The organism is Acetohalobium arabaticum DSM 5501 (assembly GCF_000144695.1).
GTDB lineage: Bacteria > Bacillota > Halanaerobiia > Halobacteroidales > Acetohalobiaceae > Acetohalobium > Acetohalobium arabaticum.
Map to the genome: position 1 here is coordinate 2,387,912 of NC_014378.1, position 19,552 is coordinate 2,407,463.

Annotated in this window: 15 protein-coding genes; all 15 read right to left on the reverse strand. The window is 34.5% G+C overall.

The features are described from left to right. Positions 1 to 4: 4 nt before the first annotated feature. A complete protein-coding gene (locus acear_RS11540) occupies positions 5 to 1,336 on the reverse strand; it encodes a glycine/sarcosine/betaine reductase component B subunit (RefSeq protein WP_013279200.1) in 1,332 nt (443 codons plus the stop codon). Positions 1,337 to 1,479: 143 nt separating this feature from the next. After that, positions 1,480 to 1,953, reverse strand: a complete 474-nt coding sequence (gene grdA, locus acear_RS11545) for a glycine/sarcosine/betaine reductase complex selenoprotein A (RefSeq protein WP_013279201.1) — start codon at positions 1,951 to 1,953, stop codon at positions 1,480 to 1,482. A 486-nt stretch (positions 1,954 to 2,439) separates the two neighbouring features. Continuing rightward, on the reverse strand, positions 2,440 to 3,645 hold the full coding sequence (gene trxB, locus acear_RS11555) for a thioredoxin-disulfide reductase (RefSeq protein WP_013279202.1): 1,206 nt from the start codon (positions 3,643 to 3,645) through the stop codon (positions 2,440 to 2,442). A gap of 222 nt (positions 3,646 to 3,867) precedes the next feature. Continuing rightward, on the reverse strand, positions 3,868 to 5,400 hold the full coding sequence (locus acear_RS11560; RefSeq protein WP_013279203.1) for a BCCT family transporter: 1,533 nt from the start codon (positions 5,398 to 5,400) through the stop codon (positions 3,868 to 3,870). Between the two features lie 106 nt (positions 5,401 to 5,506). Continuing rightward, positions 5,507 to 6,829 (reverse strand): betaine reductase selenoprotein B, encoded by a 1,323-nt coding sequence (gene grdH / locus acear_RS11570; RefSeq protein WP_013279204.1) that lies wholly within the window; start codon positions 6,827 to 6,829, stop codon positions 5,507 to 5,509. A 27-nt stretch (positions 6,830 to 6,856) separates the two neighbouring features. Further along, positions 6,857 to 8,188, reverse strand: a complete 1,332-nt coding sequence (locus acear_RS11575; protein ID WP_013279205.1) for a glycine/sarcosine/betaine reductase component B subunit — start codon at positions 8,186 to 8,188, stop codon at positions 6,857 to 6,859. Between the two features lie 122 nt (positions 8,189 to 8,310). Continuing rightward, on the reverse strand, positions 8,311 to 8,784 hold the full coding sequence (grdA, locus tag acear_RS11580) for a glycine/sarcosine/betaine reductase complex selenoprotein A (RefSeq protein ID WP_013279206.1): 474 nt from the start codon (positions 8,782 to 8,784) through the stop codon (positions 8,311 to 8,313). Between the two features lie 909 nt (positions 8,785 to 9,693). Next, complete coding sequence (gene selB / locus acear_RS11590; protein ID WP_013279207.1) at positions 9,694 to 11,604, reverse strand: selenocysteine-specific translation elongation factor; 1,911 nt, start codon at positions 11,602 to 11,604, stop codon at positions 9,694 to 9,696. 3 nt (positions 11,605 to 11,607) lie between these two features. After that, the gene (gene selA, locus acear_RS11595; RefSeq protein ID WP_041667394.1) at positions 11,608 to 13,002 is read right to left on the reverse strand and encodes an L-seryl-tRNA(Sec) selenium transferase; all 1,395 of its coding nucleotides are present in this window, start codon (positions 13,000 to 13,002) and stop codon (positions 11,608 to 11,610) included. Positions 13,003 to 13,922: 920 nt separating this feature from the next. After that, positions 13,923 to 14,687, reverse strand: coding sequence for an acyl-CoA dehydratase activase (locus acear_RS11600; protein WP_013279209.1), 765 nt, complete (start codon positions 14,685 to 14,687; stop codon positions 13,923 to 13,925). A gap of 19 nt (positions 14,688 to 14,706) precedes the next feature. Continuing rightward, complete coding sequence (locus acear_RS11605) at positions 14,707 to 15,864, reverse strand: double-cubane-cluster-containing anaerobic reductase (protein ID WP_013279210.1); 1,158 nt, start codon at positions 15,862 to 15,864, stop codon at positions 14,707 to 14,709. 63 nt (positions 15,865 to 15,927) lie between these two features. Continuing rightward, positions 15,928 to 17,088: a MalY/PatB family protein gene (locus tag acear_RS11610; RefSeq protein ID WP_041667768.1), complete on the reverse strand. Its 1,161-nt coding sequence runs from the start codon at positions 17,086 to 17,088 to the stop codon at positions 15,928 to 15,930. 69 nt (positions 17,089 to 17,157) lie between these two features. Further along, on the reverse strand, positions 17,158 to 17,889 hold the full coding sequence (locus tag acear_RS11615; protein WP_013279212.1) for an amino acid ABC transporter ATP-binding protein: 732 nt from the start codon (positions 17,887 to 17,889) through the stop codon (positions 17,158 to 17,160). 10 nt (positions 17,890 to 17,899) lie between these two features. Continuing rightward, on the reverse strand, positions 17,900 to 18,568 hold the full coding sequence (locus acear_RS11620) for an amino acid ABC transporter permease (RefSeq protein ID WP_013279213.1): 669 nt from the start codon (positions 18,566 to 18,568) through the stop codon (positions 17,900 to 17,902). Between the two features lie 26 nt (positions 18,569 to 18,594). Beyond that, positions 18,595 to 19,416: a transporter substrate-binding domain-containing protein gene (locus acear_RS11625; protein ID WP_013279214.1), complete on the reverse strand. Its 822-nt coding sequence runs from the start codon at positions 19,414 to 19,416 to the stop codon at positions 18,595 to 18,597. Positions 19,417 to 19,552 lie beyond the last annotated feature (136 nt).

Consider the following 19,552-nt stretch of genomic DNA (forward strand, 5'->3'; position numbering starts at 1 on the left):
TTTATTAAAATTCTTTCATTGTCTTAGTAGACCATCCAATAATCTGATCTCCACAGAACATAGAGTTATTCTCCATAATAATTGAACCATCTTCTTTCACTGAAGAACCTAATTCATCATCATCCGGCCAACCACCAGCTAAACCATCGCGAGCTAATGCTTCTAACTCTCCAATCACTGTCTCCATTGGAGGCAATTCAATCAAAGCTGATACATTACCAGTAGAAACAATAGCATCTGCTTTATCATCTAAAGCTACTAATGGCTGTGACTTACCATCTCTACCAGTACATTCATTAGTTAATCCTACTGTTTTAACGCCAGCATCTTCTAATGCTTCAAAGCATCCAATAAAGTCAGCATCAGGATTACCATAACCTTCTTCAGTTAAAATAGCACCGTCAGCTCCTAGAGATTTAGCTATCTGTGCTACAAAGATAGCTGATCTTTCTTTCTCCTCTAGATTAACATTTAGATTAGACATAATTACACCCAAAAAGTTAATTGTTTCTCCATGCTGTTCATATAATTTTTTAATAGTCGGACAATTTTGAAAGTCGTAAGTTGCCCACTTAGAAGAACAAGGCATGAAGCTTCCTGAAATCATTGCACCATCCAAAATTTCATTAGGATGCATGAAAGTAGGTACTACATGATTCATATCCCAGCCGTAAACCAAATCATTATATCCCATTTCTTCCATTTGTGATTGCGGCTGCATTACATAAACTACAGACGGAAGGTCAGATGTCTTATCATCACGCTTAGTAATAGGAGCTAACTCAAACTCCTCTACGCTTTCTTCCTCTGCTTCAAGATCCTTTACAGCAGTAGCTAAGTATTTAGCTAATCTGTGAGTAGCCCATCTGATAGCATGATTCTTCTTCTGCTGTTCATGCCGTTCAAATTCTTCATCTGTATCTGCTACTAAACAGATATTATTCAGTCCAGAAAAATAAGTATACTTAGCACCTTCACCGCTCATATCTATTAAACCATCACCAAAGCTACCCCAATGTTTACCAACACCTAATACACTACAATTTTTTAGGGCCTTTGTTTTACCGCTACCTACACTTTCTACATCATCTGTTACTCCTGGAAAGACAGCACCTTCATCTTCTTTATATCTTGGCTCTACTGCTTCTTTAACTGGAACAATTCGCTTATCTTCTCCTGGACGAGCAAATACTATATCAGCTTCTGTAATATGCTCATCCTTTTTGACAACCTCTAAAGCTTCTTCTTTATTAATAGTCAATAAGCCGTCATTATAAGAGGTTTCATCTCCAAACTGCATTTCTTCTACAGGAAAATTATCTATTTCTAAACGCACTGCTATCTCCACCCCTTTCTTTTTAGTGTTAAAATAGATACCAGACATAAGACAGATACCAGACTTTCAATTATCTGGTACCTGTTCTTTTTTCAGTACAAATAGGTAATAACCAACTCTTTTAAAAAGTTAGTTATTATCTATTAATTATCTAAAAATTTACAGTATTCTTCTCTATACTTCTTAACTTCTTCAACAATATCATCAACTTCTAAAACCATTTCCATCATACTTATCTGGTCTTCATAAACATCCTCATCAATTTCTTCTTTAATCTCTGGTTCTACTACGTGATAAACTTTGAGTCCTAACTGGACTCCTGCTAATGGACCGGCAAAAGTAGGATCTCCATTAGTAACAGTCTCGGCCGCTAAACCAGAAGCTTCTGCTTCTGCACCGCCTAAGATTACTACTAAGTTTTCTTCTCCATGTTCCTCAGCTAACTCTTGGATCCTCTTTTGATTTTCCAGGTCCATAGCTCCTGCAGCTGTTCACACGAAACACTCTGTAGAACCAAAAACTACTTCGGCTCCAGTTGTTTCTATGCATTCTTGAATTGCAGGAGCTGGAATTCCGTCACGATCGCCAATAATAGCAACTTTCTTTCCTTCTAACATAATTCCACCTCCAAGTTAGATTTTTAATGAATTTATTTAGCTTGTTATTATAATAACATAATCGTGATTATTTGTCAACCATGATTATAAAATCGATTTAATATATTATTTATTGATATTTTTTACAATTTTATTCTATTTTATTCTATAAATTTAAATCATAACTATATTGATATAATGTGTCACTTGCAATATTATCGCATATATTCTTTATTTATAGTTTCCTAGCATAACCGATATAATCTCATTTATGATATTACGGGAATAGTCAATATGTATCCGACGCTTGCCGTTCGCTCAACGTCCTGTTTCGCTCACTGTCAAAAACTGCCCCTCCGTCGTCTACTGGTCCTTATACCTCTAATACTTCCTCATCATAATTCTCCTTATCCACTTTAATCATTACTTTCATCTCCTTTCAAGTTTATAAGTTTAAGCTTAAGTTTAAGACTAAATTAAGTTTAACCTTAAACCTAAACTGATTAGCTATACAAGCTCCTCTATTTCACTTTCTGTAGGTTGAGCAATTTTATCTGTAACTTCACCATCTTGAAGCTTAAGTAAAGTTGGAACTTCAGTTACATCATAGCGATTAGAAATACGAGTATTTTTATAAGTATCTATCTTAACTAATTTAGCACCCTGAGCCTCTAAATCCATATTTTCTAATTTGTTTGTCATTTCCATACTTTCATCATTAGTAGGACTCCAGAAAGCTACTAATACATCTTCTTCTGCTTCTACTACATTCTTCTGCCAGTATTCTTCTTCTTCAATATATCCTCCAGCAGCAGTTGCAGTTGTAGCACCATCAGCAGCAGCTGTTACTACTTGGCGTAGGAATTTTTCTCTAACATCACCTGCAGCATAAACTCCAGGTACATTTGTTTCTAATTTATCATCAGTCTTTAAGTAACCATTATCTGTTAGTTCAACAGTTCCTTCTAAGAAATCAGTTCTTGGTACTCGACCAATAAAGATGAAGATACCATCACAAGAGAAATCTGTTTTTTCTCCTGTCTTAATATTTTTAAGTACAGCTGTATCTACTAATCCATCTCCCTTAGCTTCTTCTAAAGTAGAATTCCAAACAAATTCAATCTTATCATTAGCGTAAGCTCTTTCTTGATAAATCTTATCTGCATCCATAGTTCCTTCATCATGAATAACAACTACTGTTACTTTACTAGCAAACTTAGTTAAATATAGTGCTTCTTCGATAGCTGAATTCCCATTCCCAACAACTACAACTTCTAAATCAACAAAGAAATCAGCATCACATGTAGCACAGTATGAAACTCCTTTACCTTTAAATTCATCTTCACCAGGAACACCTAACCTTCTAGGTTCTGCTCCTGTAGCTACTATTACACTTTTAGCCTTATATTCTGTACCATCTTTAGTACTAACAGTCTTTATAAAACCATCTGGCTTAATTTCTTCAACTTCTGCCTGTTTGATTTCAGTACCAAATTCTTCAGCATGTTCTCTAAAATTCTCCATTAACTCTGGTGCACTAGTATCAAGTGCTCCAGGATAGTTCTCCATTTCATGATAAGTAGACACCTGTCCTCCTACTTGACTATTTGTTTCTAATAATAAAGTATCAAGTTTAGAACGAGATGCATAAAGACCTGCTGCTAATCCTGCTGGCCCTCCTCCAACTATTAATACATCATAAATCTTACTCATTTAATTCACCCCTTTTATTTATGATTAATTATTATGAAATATGTCAAGAACATATTTAAATGTTGTATTAACATATCTTATAACAATAGTAGACAACAAAATTTAATATTTCTTATAGGGAGTTAAAAAGCAAAAATATAAAAAAGTAATCATGATTACTTTTTTATCAAATGATAAGAGACGATTATTTCGTCCCTTATCATATAAGATTACATTTATCTGCTAACATGTAACCTCATTATTATTTTCAATTTTATCACTATTGCTTTTAATATCTTTCTCATAATTAGCAATATATGTTTTGTCTCCTTTTAAAGCTTTTACTAATGAATACATTGCAAATATCATTACAAAAGCAAATGGGAAGGCTGCAACTATTGACCCAGTTTGTAACGCATCTAAACCACCTGCAAGTAATAATACAGCTGCTAATCCTGCAGTTAATAATCCCCAAATTATTTTCTTAGGAGTAGCAGGATTTAAATTTCCTTCTTCTGAAAACATACCTAATACAAATGTTGCTGAGTTAGCTGATGTAATAAAGAATGTAGTTAATAATAATACTGCTACACCAGATAATAATGTTCCAAGAGGATAATGTTCAAAAACTTTGAAGAAAGCTGTTTCTGTTGTAAATTCACCAATTTTATTATAAACATTAATTCCAACTGTTCCAAAAATTGAAAACCAGAAAAAAGATGCAATTGTTGGTGCAATTAATACTCCAGAAATAAATTCTCTTATAGTTCTTCCTTTAGAAATTCTAGCAATAAAAGTTCCTACAAATGGTGCCCAAGCAATCCACCATGCCCAGTAAAAGACAGTCCACCAACCATACCAAGAATCACTTGATATTGCAAAACTATCTGAAACAATTCCACCTAAATATAAACCTACAGAATTACTTAAATTATTTAAAATCTCTACTTTAGGTCCTACTAAGAAAGCTACAACCATTAAACCTGCACATAATGTTATATTCATATCTGATACAAGTTTGATTCCTTTTTCAATTCCCATTACAGCTGTTAACACAAATAAGAATGTGATAATAGCAATTATAGCTAATTGAATCCCTTGGTTAAGTGGTAATCCAGCTAATAAATTCAATCCACCATTAATCTGCATAGTTGCCATTCCAAGTGAAGATGCAACACCAGCAACTGTAGCAAAAATTGCTAAAATATCGATTGTCTTACCTAGTGACCCTTTTGCTCCATCTCTTCCAATTAGCGGAATGAATACACTACTAATAAGTCCTGATTCTTTTCTTCTAAATTGCATATAAGCTAAAGCCAATGCTAAAACAGCATAAGCTGCCCATGGATGTAATCCCCAGTGCAAGAATGATTTTCTAAAAGCAAAATCTGCTGCTGCTGCAGATTCTGGTGCTATCCCACTAAGTGGTCCACCAAAATGGTATAATGGTTCTGCCACGCCAAAAAATATAAGCCCTACACCCATTCCAGAACTAAATAGCATTCCAAACCATGATACTAAACTATATTCTGGCTCATCATCTGGTAATCCTAATTTAATATCACCAAATTTACCAAATAGCATATATAGCGAAAATACCACAAACGTTGACATTGTTAAAATATAAAACCAACCAAAATTACCAACTAAAAAATCAAATGATGCTGATGTTACATTTCCAAAAGCCTCTGGCATAAGAGCACCTAAACCTACAATAATAACTACTACTACTATTGATATTGTGAAAACTGGATTCCAAAAATTATCTTTTTTCACTTTAACAAACCCCCTTATATAATAAATAAAATATATTAAAAGTAATACAAATACAAAACATTTAAATTCCTAGGGTACTATATAGTACCCTGGGAAATAAATTTAATTAAATATCAACACTAAATACTGTTTGTTCCTCAACATCTGTAGTCAATGCATCTAAAGCAACACCAACTCTATGATATCTTAACTTCCACTGTTCTTCTTCAGAAGTTCCAGGATCCCCAAGTGGATAAGGGATAGAAATTGTTGGTACCATTCTATTTGCTCCTACTGTTTTAGCAACAGGTATTAAATTTGCCATTTGAACAATAGGAATTCCAGCTTTTTCAATCTCTTTTACGATCGTTGCACCGCAACGAGTACAAGTACCTCAGTTAGAAGTTAAAATAACAGCATCTACGCCATCTCTTTGCATCTCTTCTACCATCTCTTGACCCATTCTTGCTGCTTCAACTTCTGCGGTTCCAGTTCCAACAGTCGCATAGAAATAATCATCAACTTTTCCAATCTTTCCTTCTTTCTCATAAGCTCTTAATGCATCTAAAGGTAAAACACGATTAGGATCTTCATTAGCAGCAGCTGGATCATAACCAGCATGAATTGTTTTAAATGCACCTGCTTCTCTATTCTCTAACTTATCCATACCGCTTACATCATATCTACCCCATCTAGTAGCAGAAGCAGATTGAATCTTATCAGGATTATCTACAGGAACAATACCACCAGATGTAGCTAGAGCTACTGTAGCCTCACTTAAATCTTCAATTGGATCAGCAATTGGTACTTTATCAATTTTAGGCATTGGTAATTCACTCTTGAACTCTTCACCATTTATCTTCTTCAATAACATATCCATAGCTCTATCAGCAGCAGGCGTTTCATCTTCTAGCCAAACCTGATGTCTCTTCCCTCTAATGTAAATTCCTTTTTCTTCTGCAGTAAGACCTGTTTCTCCAGCTAAAAATTTATTTCCAAGTTCAGCCATCTTGGTCATATCATCCTTCATTTTAGCTGCACTTTGACCGCCTGGCAAGATATCAACATCTTTTTTAAACATATCAACACCAGGGTTTTCTTCGTTCATAGAAGAAATAACAGGTACACCAAATTTCTCTTTTACAGCTTTACAGATTACACCACAAGCATTACCATATCGTCCTGCTTGAAAAGCTGGTCCAGCAAAGAAGATATCAAAGTCTTTATCTTCTAAAAAACCTAATATAGTATCTACAGCTTCTTCTTCATTTGATCCCATAAAGTTATCTCCACAAATAACTGTATGACTTACTTCTGCATCTTCTAACAAATTATTAAGTAACATCCCTGCTCCAACTTGACCTTCTTTTATTACAGGAGCAAAATCAGCCTTATCTTCACCACCGATTTGTCCGAAAAATTGATTCAAATATAAAATTGCTTTTTTCATGCATTTACACCTCCTCAAATATTTAAATTAAAATTCTTTCACTGTCTTTGGAGACCAACCAAGTACCTGATCACCACAGAACATTGAATCATTTGCCATGATAATTGAATCATCTTCTCTTACTGAAGGACCTAGTTTTTCATCATCTTCCCAACCTCCAGCTAAACCATCTCGTGCTAATGATTCTAACTCACCAATTACTGTTTCCATTGGAGGAAGTTCAATTAAAGCAGAAACATTACCACAAGAAACAATAGCATCTGCAGCATCATCTAAACTTACTAGTGGTTGAGAATGACCATCTGAACCAGTACACTCATTAGTCATTCCTACCGTCTTAATCCCAGCCTCTTCTAAAAGTTTAAAGCATTCAATAAAATCAGCATCTGTATTACCATAACCTTCTTCGGCTATAATTGCTGCATCTGCACCTAAAGAAGTAGATAACTGTTGTACAAATAATGCAGCTCTTTCTTTTTGCTCTAGAACTACATTTAAGTTAGACATAATTACACCTAAAAAGTTAATTGTTTCTCCATGCTGTTCATATAATTTCTTAATTGTGGGACAATTCTGAAAATCGTAAGTTGCCCATTTAGAAGAACAACACATATAACTACCACCTATAATTGCACCATCTAGTATCTCGTTAGGATGCATTAAGGTAGGTAACATTCGATTTGTATCCCAACCATAAACCAAATCATTATACCCTAACTCTTCTATCTGAGATTGTGGTTGCATTACATAAACTACGGAAGGTAATTCCTGGGTTTTCTTATCCCTCTTAGTAATTGGAGCTAATTCAAACTCTTCTACATCTTCCTTCTGTGGTTCAAGATCCTTTACAGCAGTAGCTAGATACTTGGCTAACCGATGAGTAGCCCATCTGATAGCATGATTCTTCTTCTGTTGTTCATGACGTTCAAACTCTTCATCTGTATCTGCTACCAGACAGATATTGTTTAACTGAGAGAAGTAAGTATATTTAGCACCTTCACCACTCATATCTATTAAACCATCACCAAAACTACCCCAGTGTTTACCAATACCTAATACACTACAGTTCTTTAAGGCCTTTGTCTTTCCGCTACCCACGCTTTCTACATCATCTGTTACTCCAGGAAAAACAGCGCCATCATCCTCTTTATATCTTGGCTCTACTGCTTCTTTAACTGGAACAATTCGCTTTTCTTCTCCTGGACGAGCAAATACTATATCAGCTTCTGTAATATGCTCATCCTTTTTGACAACCTCTAAAGCTTCTTCTTTATTAATAGTCAATAAGCCGTCATTATAAGAGGTTTCATCTCCAAACTGCATTTCTTCTACAGGAAAGTTATCTATTTCTAAACGCACTGCTATCTCCACCCCTTTCTTTTTAGTGTTAAGATAGATACCAGACTTTCAATTATCTGGTATCTGTTTTTTTCAGCACAAATAGGTAATAACCAACTCTGTTGAAAGTTAGCTATTACCTATTAATTATCTAAAAATTTACAGTACTCTTCTCTATATTTCTTAACTTCATCAACAATATTATCAACTTCAAGAACCATTTCCATCATACTGATCTGTTCTTCATAAACATCCTCATCAATCTCGTCTTTAATCTCTGGTTCTACTACGTGGTAAACTCTGAGTCCTAACTGGACCCCTGCTAATGGACCGGCAAAAGTAGGATCTCCATTAGTAACAGTCTCGGCTGCTAAACCAGAAGCTTCTGCTTCTGCACCGCCTAAGATTACTACTAAGTTTTCTTCTCCATGTTCCTCAGCGAGATCTTGAATCCTCTTTTGATTTTCCAGGTCCATAGCTCCTGCAGCTGTTCACACGAAACATTCTGTAGAACCAAAAACTACTTCGGCCCCAGTTGTTTCTATGCATTCTTGGATTGCAGGAGCTGGAATTCCGTCACGATCGCCAATAATAGCAACTTTCTTTCCTTCTAACATAATTCCACCTCCAATTTGATTTTTTGACAAATTCCTTCATTTATCTTAATAGTAACACAATTATGACTATTTGTCTATGATTATTTGTCAATCGTGATTATAAATTTGACTTAATATGTTATTTATTGACATTTTTTGCGAATTATTTTATTCAAATCATAACTATATTGATATATTGTTGCAGTTTAGAGTTGATATCTTGCAAACGCTCCAAAAATCAACCCTAATCAATTAGCAATAAATTAACTTTAGAGCTACTATTTAAATACCCTACTTTATATGTTAGCCATTTCCTCTTGTGGGGCTGCTTTACGACGAACAGAACGTTCTAGTGCTGACGCTGCAACAGGATGTTGCGGTTAACGTCAGTTAAGTCGCTTGTTGCAAGATATCAACAATAATTGTACAAAATAATCTGAGGAAGCGTTTAAAACCAGATCAATGAAAATTTAACTTATTTGCAATTAGCAACAGGAGAGAAAAAAGATCTGGAACGGAGAAACTCCTCAAGCTGAGCAGAGCATTCTTGGCTACAAACTAGTCTTTTTCTATTCTAATAGTTTTAGTATGAATTTCTCCGTTATTTAGGCGGATCACCACAGTTAAATGCCACCTCTGGTTCACTTTTGTTTCGGACTGACAGCACATCTCAGATTCTTCAGATTCTATCTCACGATAGACACCCTATCACTGTTGACTTCATGTACCATTTCAGTTTAGACTTAGGTTGACGTTTGTTTTCTCCGTTTGCTCACCCTTTTCGTCTGTGAGTGCCACAATATCTCAACCTTATCTACCATGTTGAAAGCACAGATAGGACTTTCACCCATTGACAATGCAATTTACGGAACACACCAACAAAAAAAACAGCACTTATAATAAGTGCTGTTTCTACATCATATTGTGAATTTATTCAGCTAAAATCCGTTTATCCCCAACCCGTTTTGTCACGCCCTGCTGATCAAAGTAATTCAACAGCGGCAGTGTATATTTTCGGCTGCTATCTAATAAATCTCTATATTCTGCCAGCGTAATCTCCCCATTATCAGCTAAGAAATCTTTTAACCTTTCTCTAGCTTCATTTAGAGTTTCATAGTGGAGATAGATCTCAGCATTGATTCTCTTTAATCTTCCTTTACATACTAATAAATCAAATAAATCCTCTATTAATTCTTCTTCAACCTCAAATTTTTGCTGTAATTCCGGTAGTGTAGGCGGCATGAAAGAATTATTCCTAAATTCATCTTCAATTCTATTCTTAAGCTCTTCTTCCTGTTCAGTTAACTTTATTTCATGTTCGGTTAATTTAATATCAGCTTTCTTTATCTCAATTACTCCTTCTTCTTCAAGACTACTCAAAAACTGATCATATTCCTGCTTGCTTAACTCAAACTGCAGCTGGCTCCTTACCTCTTCTTTAGCCCGTCCCCAGCGAAGATGATATTGACGGTGATACTCTTTTAGTGCTTCAACCACCTGATCCTTAAGACGACTATAAACATTATAATGCAGATACGAAACCTGCTGTCCTGTAGTGAATTTGAAGATTTTATTCTTTTCAACCAACTTAACACACTTATCCTTTATCTCATCAACTGTTAAGCCTATTTCTATCATCAAATCTTTCGGCTTAACTGTCTGCTTATAATCCTGAATTACAACTTCAATCCTTTCTAAATCACTACCCTCTTCCTGTATCTGTAATTTAGATAATAATTCACTATTAAAGCGTTTATGTTTACCGCACCTCGGAAGCAATACTCTTCCTCCACCAACAGTTACTACTGGTGAATAGCGTCTAATAACAAAGGGCTGATTATAGTAAGCAACCATAGATTCTTCTAACCTCAATTGGACATAGGCTTCTTCGCCAGGATAGATAGTTTCTTTATTTAGAATACTGATTCGGCCAAAGACCTCTTTAGCACCTAAATGGATCCTCAACCGCTCATTCTGCTCTAAGCTTAAAGGAGCATCCGGCAGCAGTTCCAGTTTAACATCCATTAATGTAGTCGAATCCAATGTATGCGGTTCAGCTAAAATATCTCCGCGTGAAATATCATCAACATCCACATCGGCTAGATTAGTTCCAACTCTCTGCCCGGCTACTGCTTCCTCTACTGCTTCACCATGCACATGAAGATTCTTAACCTCTACTTCCTCTTGTTGAGGATAAATAATACCTTTATCCCCCTCCTGTAACTTACCGGCCATTAAAGTTCCGGTTACTACTGTACCAAAGCCATCTATCGAAAAGGATCTATCAAGCGGATAATAGACATTATCATCCTGATTTTTAGGCTCCATTCCCTTAGCTATCTCCGTTAATTCTGCTATTAATTTTTCTATCCCAGTTCCTGTTACTCCAGAAACCGGAACTAAAGCTGCTTCTTCTAGAAAGGTACCGGCCAAATTATCCTTTGTATCTTCTTTAACCAGTTCCAACCATTCTTCTTCTACTGTATCTACCTTAGTAAGGGCTACTACTCCTTCTTCTACCCCTAAAAGCTCTAAAATATTGAGATGCTCCTCTGTCTGCGGCATAAAGCCTTCATCAGCAGCAACTACTAATAAAGCTAAATCTATCCCTCCAGCCCCAGCCAGCATATTCTTAACAAACTTCTCATGGCCCGGTACATCAATAATCCCCAGCTCTATCCCTTCATCTTCCAACTCAAAGGAAGTAAAGCCTAAATCAATGGAAATTCCCCGTTCCTGTTCCTCTGCCAATCTATCAGTATCAGCTCCGGTTAATTTCTGAATCAATGTGGTTTTACCATGGTCAATATGGCCTGCTGTTCCTAAAATCAAGTGCTTCATACCTTATGCCTCCTTTATCAAACTGCTAAAGTGAGTAAATATTGTATCAATCTCCTCATCTTTGATAGTCCTTGCATCAATAATTATCTTCTCATCCTGAATCCTAGTAAAAAGAGGCGGGTCCAGTTCTCTTAATCTATTACCTGTTTCATTAGCTGTTAAATGATCAACAGAAACTTTAACTAGAAATGTTGCTAAGTCTTCATTGGGAAAGGCTCCTCCGCCTACCTGTGAAAAACCCTGCTCTACTTCTGCTTCTAAACCAGATAATTTATCCAATCTTGAAGCCAGTCTATCAGCTCTTTGTCTTAATACTTCTGAGTCCATCGTCAACAACCTCAGCGTAGGTACCTTTTCAACTGCTGTTTCTAAATCTAAATAGAGACGCAGAGTCTCTTCCAGGGCAGCCAAAGTGAACTTATCGACTCGCAGCGCTCTATTTAAAGGATTCTCCTTTATCTGTTGAATATACTCTTTTTTTCCAACAATGATTCCAGCCTGAGGACCTCCCAATAATTTATCACCGCTGAAAGTTATTACATCAGCCCCAGCTTCAACATTGTCCTGTACAGTAGGTTCTGGACTAAAGCCATACTGACTAAAATCAATTAAGGTTCCACTTCCTAAATCATTCAACACTGGCAGATCATGCTCTGCTCCCAGCTCTACTAATTCTTCTAAAGATACTTGTTCAGAAAAACCTACAATTCGATAATTGCTAGTATGGACATCCAATAATAATCCGGTCTCCTCAGTAATAGCAGCTTCATAATCCCTTAAGTGGGTCTTATTAGTAGCTCCTACTTCCACCAGTTGGGCTCCGCTCTGTTCCATTACCTCTGGAATTCTAAATGAACCTCCAATTTCAACTAACTGTCCCCGAGATATAATAACCTCTTCTCCTTCCGCTAGAGTACTTAAAGCTAATAATACAGCCCCTGCATTATTATTGACAACTAAACTATCCTCTGCTCCAGTTAAATACGTCAATAATTCTGCTACATGATCATATCGTGAGCCTCTCTGGCCAGTCTGAACATCTATTTCTAATGTGGAATAATTCTGAGCCACCTCAACTAATCTTTTCTGGGCCTCTTCAGTCAGCAGAGATCGGCCTAAATTAGTATGGATCACCACTCCTGTTCCATTAATGACAGACTTAAGGTTTGGACTCAACCATTCCGCAGCTCTCTTGATCACCAACTCAACTACTTTAACCATTGATACTTCAAAGTCCTCAGGAATATCTTCGTTTAAAATCCTTTCCCGTAATTCTTCATTAGCTCTTCTTATTACATCAACTACAGCTTCACGAGAATACTGAGCAACCAATTCCTTAATTGCTTTTTCCTGTAATATTTTATCAACAGCAGGAATCTGCCGTAAATACTTCTCCATATTTTCACCCCACATCTAAGTTTTAATCTTAAATCTAATATTAACATAAATTTTTGGTTAATACCAATTCTCCTTCATCAATATTTCACTTCCGCAGTATAGTTATTACTTCGTTACTACCTAGTTTTTCGACAAAATTTCTTTTAAAACTAATCCCATCTTTTTTCAATATTTTAAGCTATACTGACTAATCAATTGTTATCTTAAAAAGCAATTTCAGGAGGAAGCCTAAAGTCTAGCTGTAACTATTTGCTGTCCAAAAACTAATAAATCAATTATAAATTCGCTTCTTCAGCAACTTCTCTCGAGTTATCACCAAAAATCCCCGTCAAAATTAATGTAATTACACCATCTACAGTTATATTACTTCATCTTCAACGAAAGTTTCCATTATCCAAGCAGCTACTTCACCAGTTATTTGAATATAGTGTTCAGCCCGCTCAGGACTATCAAACTCAGTAAAATCTTTAGTAAGTACGCGACTAATTGTTCTTGATTCATAATTAGGAAATAATCCGTAACCCTCCCTTTTTCAAATGGGAGATATAAGGATTAGCAAATATTAATTTAAACAATTGATATTTGCTTCATAATTTGTTATAATTTGAATATGGATTACAAGTGAATATTGGAGGTTGCAGTAGCTAAACCTCTACTGTGTAAAATATTCAGGGTGCTCGTTGTAGATAGAAGACACTAAATCTTCTAGTAAGCACTTATAGAGGTGCTTACACTTCTATCTTGAGCAGAGTAAAAGTATCTCTGAGTCTAGCACTTATGCTAGATAGGAGTAGTGACGTTGGACACGCCAATTGGGTAACTTGCTTGATATTACGGGTAACTCCCATAAAAGCAGGCGACCATGAAGCTCGGTATTTCAATGCCGAGTAGTTCACTCACTCCTTAAGTTTATAATTAAATTATACAGTACTATTCCCTATCACAGCAGCCCCTAAAGCACCTGCAATCTGTGAATTAGAAGAAACAATAATTTCCTTTTCTAATTTATCACTTAGTACTTCTTTTATTCTCTCACTTTTAGCCAAGCCACCAGTAAATAAAATCTCACTATTGATGGGAATTTTATTTAGCAATATTTGAGCCTGATTAGCAATAGCATGTACTATTCCTAAGGCAATTGATTCTTTAGCAACGCCTTGTGATAGTAGACTAATTACTTCAGATTCAGCAAATACTGTGCACATACTGCTAATATTTTGAGGTTCAGTATTCTCTGTTAGTTGATCAAGCTCATTAATATTTTCTCCTAAAGAGTTAACCGTTATCTCCAGAAACTTCCCAGTCCCTGCTGCACATTTATCATTCATCATAAAATCAACTACATTTCCCTGTTTATCTATGCTAATTGCCTTACTATCCTGGCCTCCAATATCTATAATAGTTCTTACTCGCTCATCCAAAAAATGTCCTCCCTTAGCATGACAGGTTATTTCTGTAACTACCTTATCTGCAAAATCAGCAGATACTCTACCATATCCTGTAGCCACTACCTGCTTTATATCTTTTCTAACTAAATTATTATTTTTCAATAAATTATCTAAAGCTTCAGCCCCAGCTTCTTTTGGATTCCAGCCGGTAGGCATTATAACTTGATCAACTATATCTCCATTAAATAGAACTCCTTTAGTCCCTACTGATCCTATATCTACTCCTATTGAATACATTTAATCATCCCTCCTAAATTTATAACATTTCTACAAAAGCAGAAATCCGAGTTTTTAACTGACCAACATCAGATTGAGAATAATCAGTTTCCAAATTTATATATGAAATCTCTTTTTTACCGGTTACAAATTCTTTAATCCTGAACGTTTCTACATTATAAGTATGACAGGCCTGCAGAACCATATCAATTACTCCATCTACCTGATATTCATCAATTAATTCTGATAATAAATCAATCCTATTATCATTAGGGCTCATACAAGAACAGGGAGTATTCAAATACTTTTCAGTTAAGGCATCTATAGGATTAACCTCTTCGTTTACTAATTCTTTATTTCTTTTTACTCCAGTACAATTCTCAAAACAAACAACTACTCCCCCACTTTCTTCAACTAGTTTCACTACCTTTTCTGTAGCATTCCCGATAGGACAGCCTGTAATCAGAATTCTGGGAGCATCCTTTGAAATTCTTATGTCTCCATTATTATAATTTTCTCTTACTTTCCTTGTAATGTCTTTAGTTCTTTGATTAGCCAATTCTTTATCAAATGTAAACTTAGAAATATTTAATACCTGCAAAATCTCAGTTCCATATAATGGAGAAGGGTTGAGCTTAGCTAATTCATAAAATTCCTTTAAAGTCTTTCGCTCTAAATTTTTCTTCTTTATTTCTTCCTTTAATCTTTGGTCAGTAATTGTAACATCAAATTTTTCCTCAAGTTTATTCTTTAGGATGATCATTTCCCGTTTCCAATTTTCAAAATCTTTCTCTTTGTCATTTGCCTGCGGAAGCTTCATCACATGGACCGGTGTTATATCATCTAAATACTCATACATTTTCTTCTTTCCATCACAGGTAGTTTCTCCAACTATTAAATCAGTAAAATGAAAATAAGGACATTTATCAGTTATCGCATAACCATAACTGGATTTAATCAGCGGACATAAGTTACGAGGCAAATGTTTTTCGGCATCTTTAATAGTAGCCTCACTTGTACTACATAAAGTTACTGGAACTGCTTCTGCTGCAGAAATTAATTCATAGGGAGTAAAAATACAATAAGTTCCTACTATATTTTTATCCTCCTTTTCTTTTAGATCTTTAATTACTATTGGCCCATATCCCTCAAGTTCTTCAGGATTTAGACAGTTAAAAAATTCATCCAAATTACTCATTTTAACTCTTCCTTTCTATAAAAATCTATTAATATTTTAATTTACTAAAAATTATAGATTACTTTAAAGATGATTAACTACTTTTTTTAATCTAGTAAGCCCTTCTTTTAACATTGACCTAGGACAAGCTATATTAATTCTTTGAAAACCACTTCCTCCAGTTCCAAAGATATGTCCTGGATTTAAAACTAATTTACCTTCTTTTTGAATTAAATCATTAAGTACTTCATCTTCTAAACCTAGGGACCGAAAATCTAGCCAAACTAAGTATGTCCCTTCCGGTTGAATTACATTTATCTGTGGTATCTCTTCTGTTATATAGTTACATAAAAAATCAAAATTATCCTCCAAATATACTAAAAGCTCTTCCAGCCATTCTTCCCCATAATTATAAGCTGCTTCTAATGCCGTAACAGCAAACGCATTCAATCTGCCAATTCTAGTTTGTTCTAAACTATGCTGATATAAAGTCCTTATTCTTTTATTGGGAATAATGATATTTGATGCTTGAATTCCTGCTAAATTAAATGTCTTACTTGGAGCATTACAGACTATACAATTCTGCTTAAACTCTTCTGAAATAGAAGCAAATACTGTATGTTCATATTCTTCAAAAATTAAATCTGAATGAATTTCATCTGCAATTACAATTACATTATTTTTGATACATAATTCTCCAAGTCTTTTCAACTCTTCTGGAGTCCAGACTCTTCCTACTGGATTGTGCGGACTACACAACATCATTAATTTAACTCTTGAATCAATTTTTTTCTCTAAATCATCCAAGTCCATAGTATAGCGTGTCCCATCAAACTGTAAAGGATTATCAACTATATGACAACCGTTATTTTTTATAGCATCAAAAAATGGATAATAAACAGGTGGTTGAATGATAACTTTATCTCCTGAATTAGTTAAACATCTAACTAACATATTTAAAGCAGGAACAACTCCTGGACTAGTACAGATCCACTCTTTTTTTATATCCCATTGATGGCGCTTTTTCATCCATTGAATAATAGCTTGATAATAAGAATCAGAAATTTCGCTATAACCAAAAATACCATGTTCTACTCTTTCTTTAAGGGCCTTTCTAACTGCTTTAGGCGATTTAAACTCCATATCAGCAACCCACATAGGAAGCATATCTTTATCATCAATTATATTCCACTTAAGAGAATTAGTATTCTTACGATCAATTACTTCATCAAAATTAAACATAATAACTCCTCCTCTAAACAAATTACGAACACAGATACTTTTCAGTACCTGTGTTCATAATTGTTAATAATATTATAAAACTGTTTCCAAAAACTGCATAGTTCTAGGGTTCTGAGGATTATTAAATATTTTCTTAGGTGTATCTTGCTCTACTATCCTTCCATTATCCATAAACACAATTCTATCCGCTGCTTCATTAGCAAATCCCATTTCATGAGTAACAATTAACATAGTCATATCTTCTTTTGCCAAAGATTTTATAACTTCCAATACTTCTCCAACTAACTCAGGATCTAAAGATGAAGTAGGCTCATCAAATAACATAACTTCCGGATTCATAGCCATTGCCCTACCGATTCCAATTCTCTGTTTTTGTCCACCCGATAATTGAGATGGATAACTATCTCTTTTATCACTTAATCCAATCTGTTCAAGGATATTTAATCCAATCTCTTTAGCTTCTTCTTTATTCATTTTCTTTACTACAACCAAGGCTTCAATAATATTCTCTAGGGCTGTCTTATTTTTAAATAAATTATAAGTTTGAAAAACCATAGAAGTCTTTCTTCTCAATTTGTGAATATCATATTTGGTCATCTCTTCTATATTAACTTTTAAATCACCAATGTCAATCATACCTTCATCCGGTTCTTCCAAATAATTTATACATCTTAATAATGTAGATTTTCCTGTACCTGAAGGTCCAATTATTACAACTACTTCACCTTTATTTATTTCTAAATTTATTTCTTTTAATACTTTTAAATTATCAAAACTTTTATATAATCCTTCTATTTTTATCATATTAATCACCCTAATAAGCCTTATTCATCTTTATTTCTAACTTTTTCTGTAGATAACTAAATAATTGCACAATACCCCAATATATAATTATAACATTAGTAAAAGCTTCAAAGTATCTATAAGCTGCTGCTCCTTCCATTTGAGCTGTAGCCATAACTTCAGTAACTCCTATTGTAAAGGTTAAAGCTGTACCCTTTATAATATTTATAAAGCTATTAGACAGTGCTGGAATAGCAACTCTTGCTGCTTGAGGTAAAATAATTCTTTTCATTGCTTGCAGATAAGTCATTCCCACAGATAAAGCTGCTTCCATTTGTCCTTTCTCCACAGAAGATATAGCTCCTCTAATAGCTTCAGACATATACGCACCTGAATTAAGGCTAAGCCCCATTATTGCAATAGTAAAACCACTTGCTTCCTTTAAAACCGGAATTAATTGAGGCAGACCAAAATACAAGAAAAACAATTGAGTAATCAAGGGCGTTCCCCTGAAAAAAGAAACATAAACTTTTGTAAGAGGATATAAAATTTTTACCTTTGTTTGAATAATAATAGCAATAATTATTGCTATTATTATTCCAAATAACAAAGATAGTAATGACATGCCCAGTGTTATGTTTAATCTCTTAAGCATTAATGGAAATAAATTTAAAGCAAAATCAAAACTAAAAGACTGCATAATTATAAACCCCACTTATTAAACTTTTATTTTTGAGTAGTATCAAGACCAAACCATTTCATAGATAGCTTCGATAATGTACCATCTTTATGCATTTCTTTAATTACTTTATTGATTTCTTCTATTATTTTTTGACTATCAGTACCTTTAACAAATGGATAAGCATTTACTTCCGTACCTACTTTCGTGTTTGCTCCCATTAACTGCAAATCTAAATTTCCTTGTTCAATAACAGTTTGAGACTTAATTGCTGCCTGCCAACAAGCATCAAGTCTTCCTGTTTCCACTAACTTCTCTAAAGGAGCTCCATCATAAAGTTTCATATTTAAATTAAGATTTCTCTTTTTATTTAACTTTTCTAGGGTTCTTTCACCATTTCCACCTAACCAAGCCCCAACTTTTTTACCTTTTAAATCTTCAGGAGTTTTATAAGAACTATCTTTTCTTATTATAAAATCATATTTACTATAAGCATAAGGTGTTGTGAAATTATACTTTTCACTTCTTGCTGGAGTAATAGACATTTGATGAGCAACAGTATCTATTTTACCAGCATCCAACATCCCCATTAATCCACTAAATTGAGATACTTTAAATTCAACTTTATAACCAGTTCTTTTAGCTATTTCATTCCATACATCAACTTCAAATCCTTGCAGTTTATCATTCTTTTTAAAACACCACGGATTATAAGTACCCCCTGTTCCCACTGTTATAACCTTTTCATTCTTCTTATTTACATCACCATCTCCAGATAACCAATCAAAAAATCCTGCCATTGTTGCTGTCGTCATTGCTACTACCATAGTCAAAGCTAAAATTGTTACTAATAAACTTTTCTTGTTCATTTTATTCCCTCCTAAATTTTTAATCTATAGTGATTAAAACATCACCATCTCTATATGATTACTAAAATCTCCTTATGTTTTTTTATATTTACTCCTTTTTTATTAAATCTTATATTGTATATATAAATAATTTATA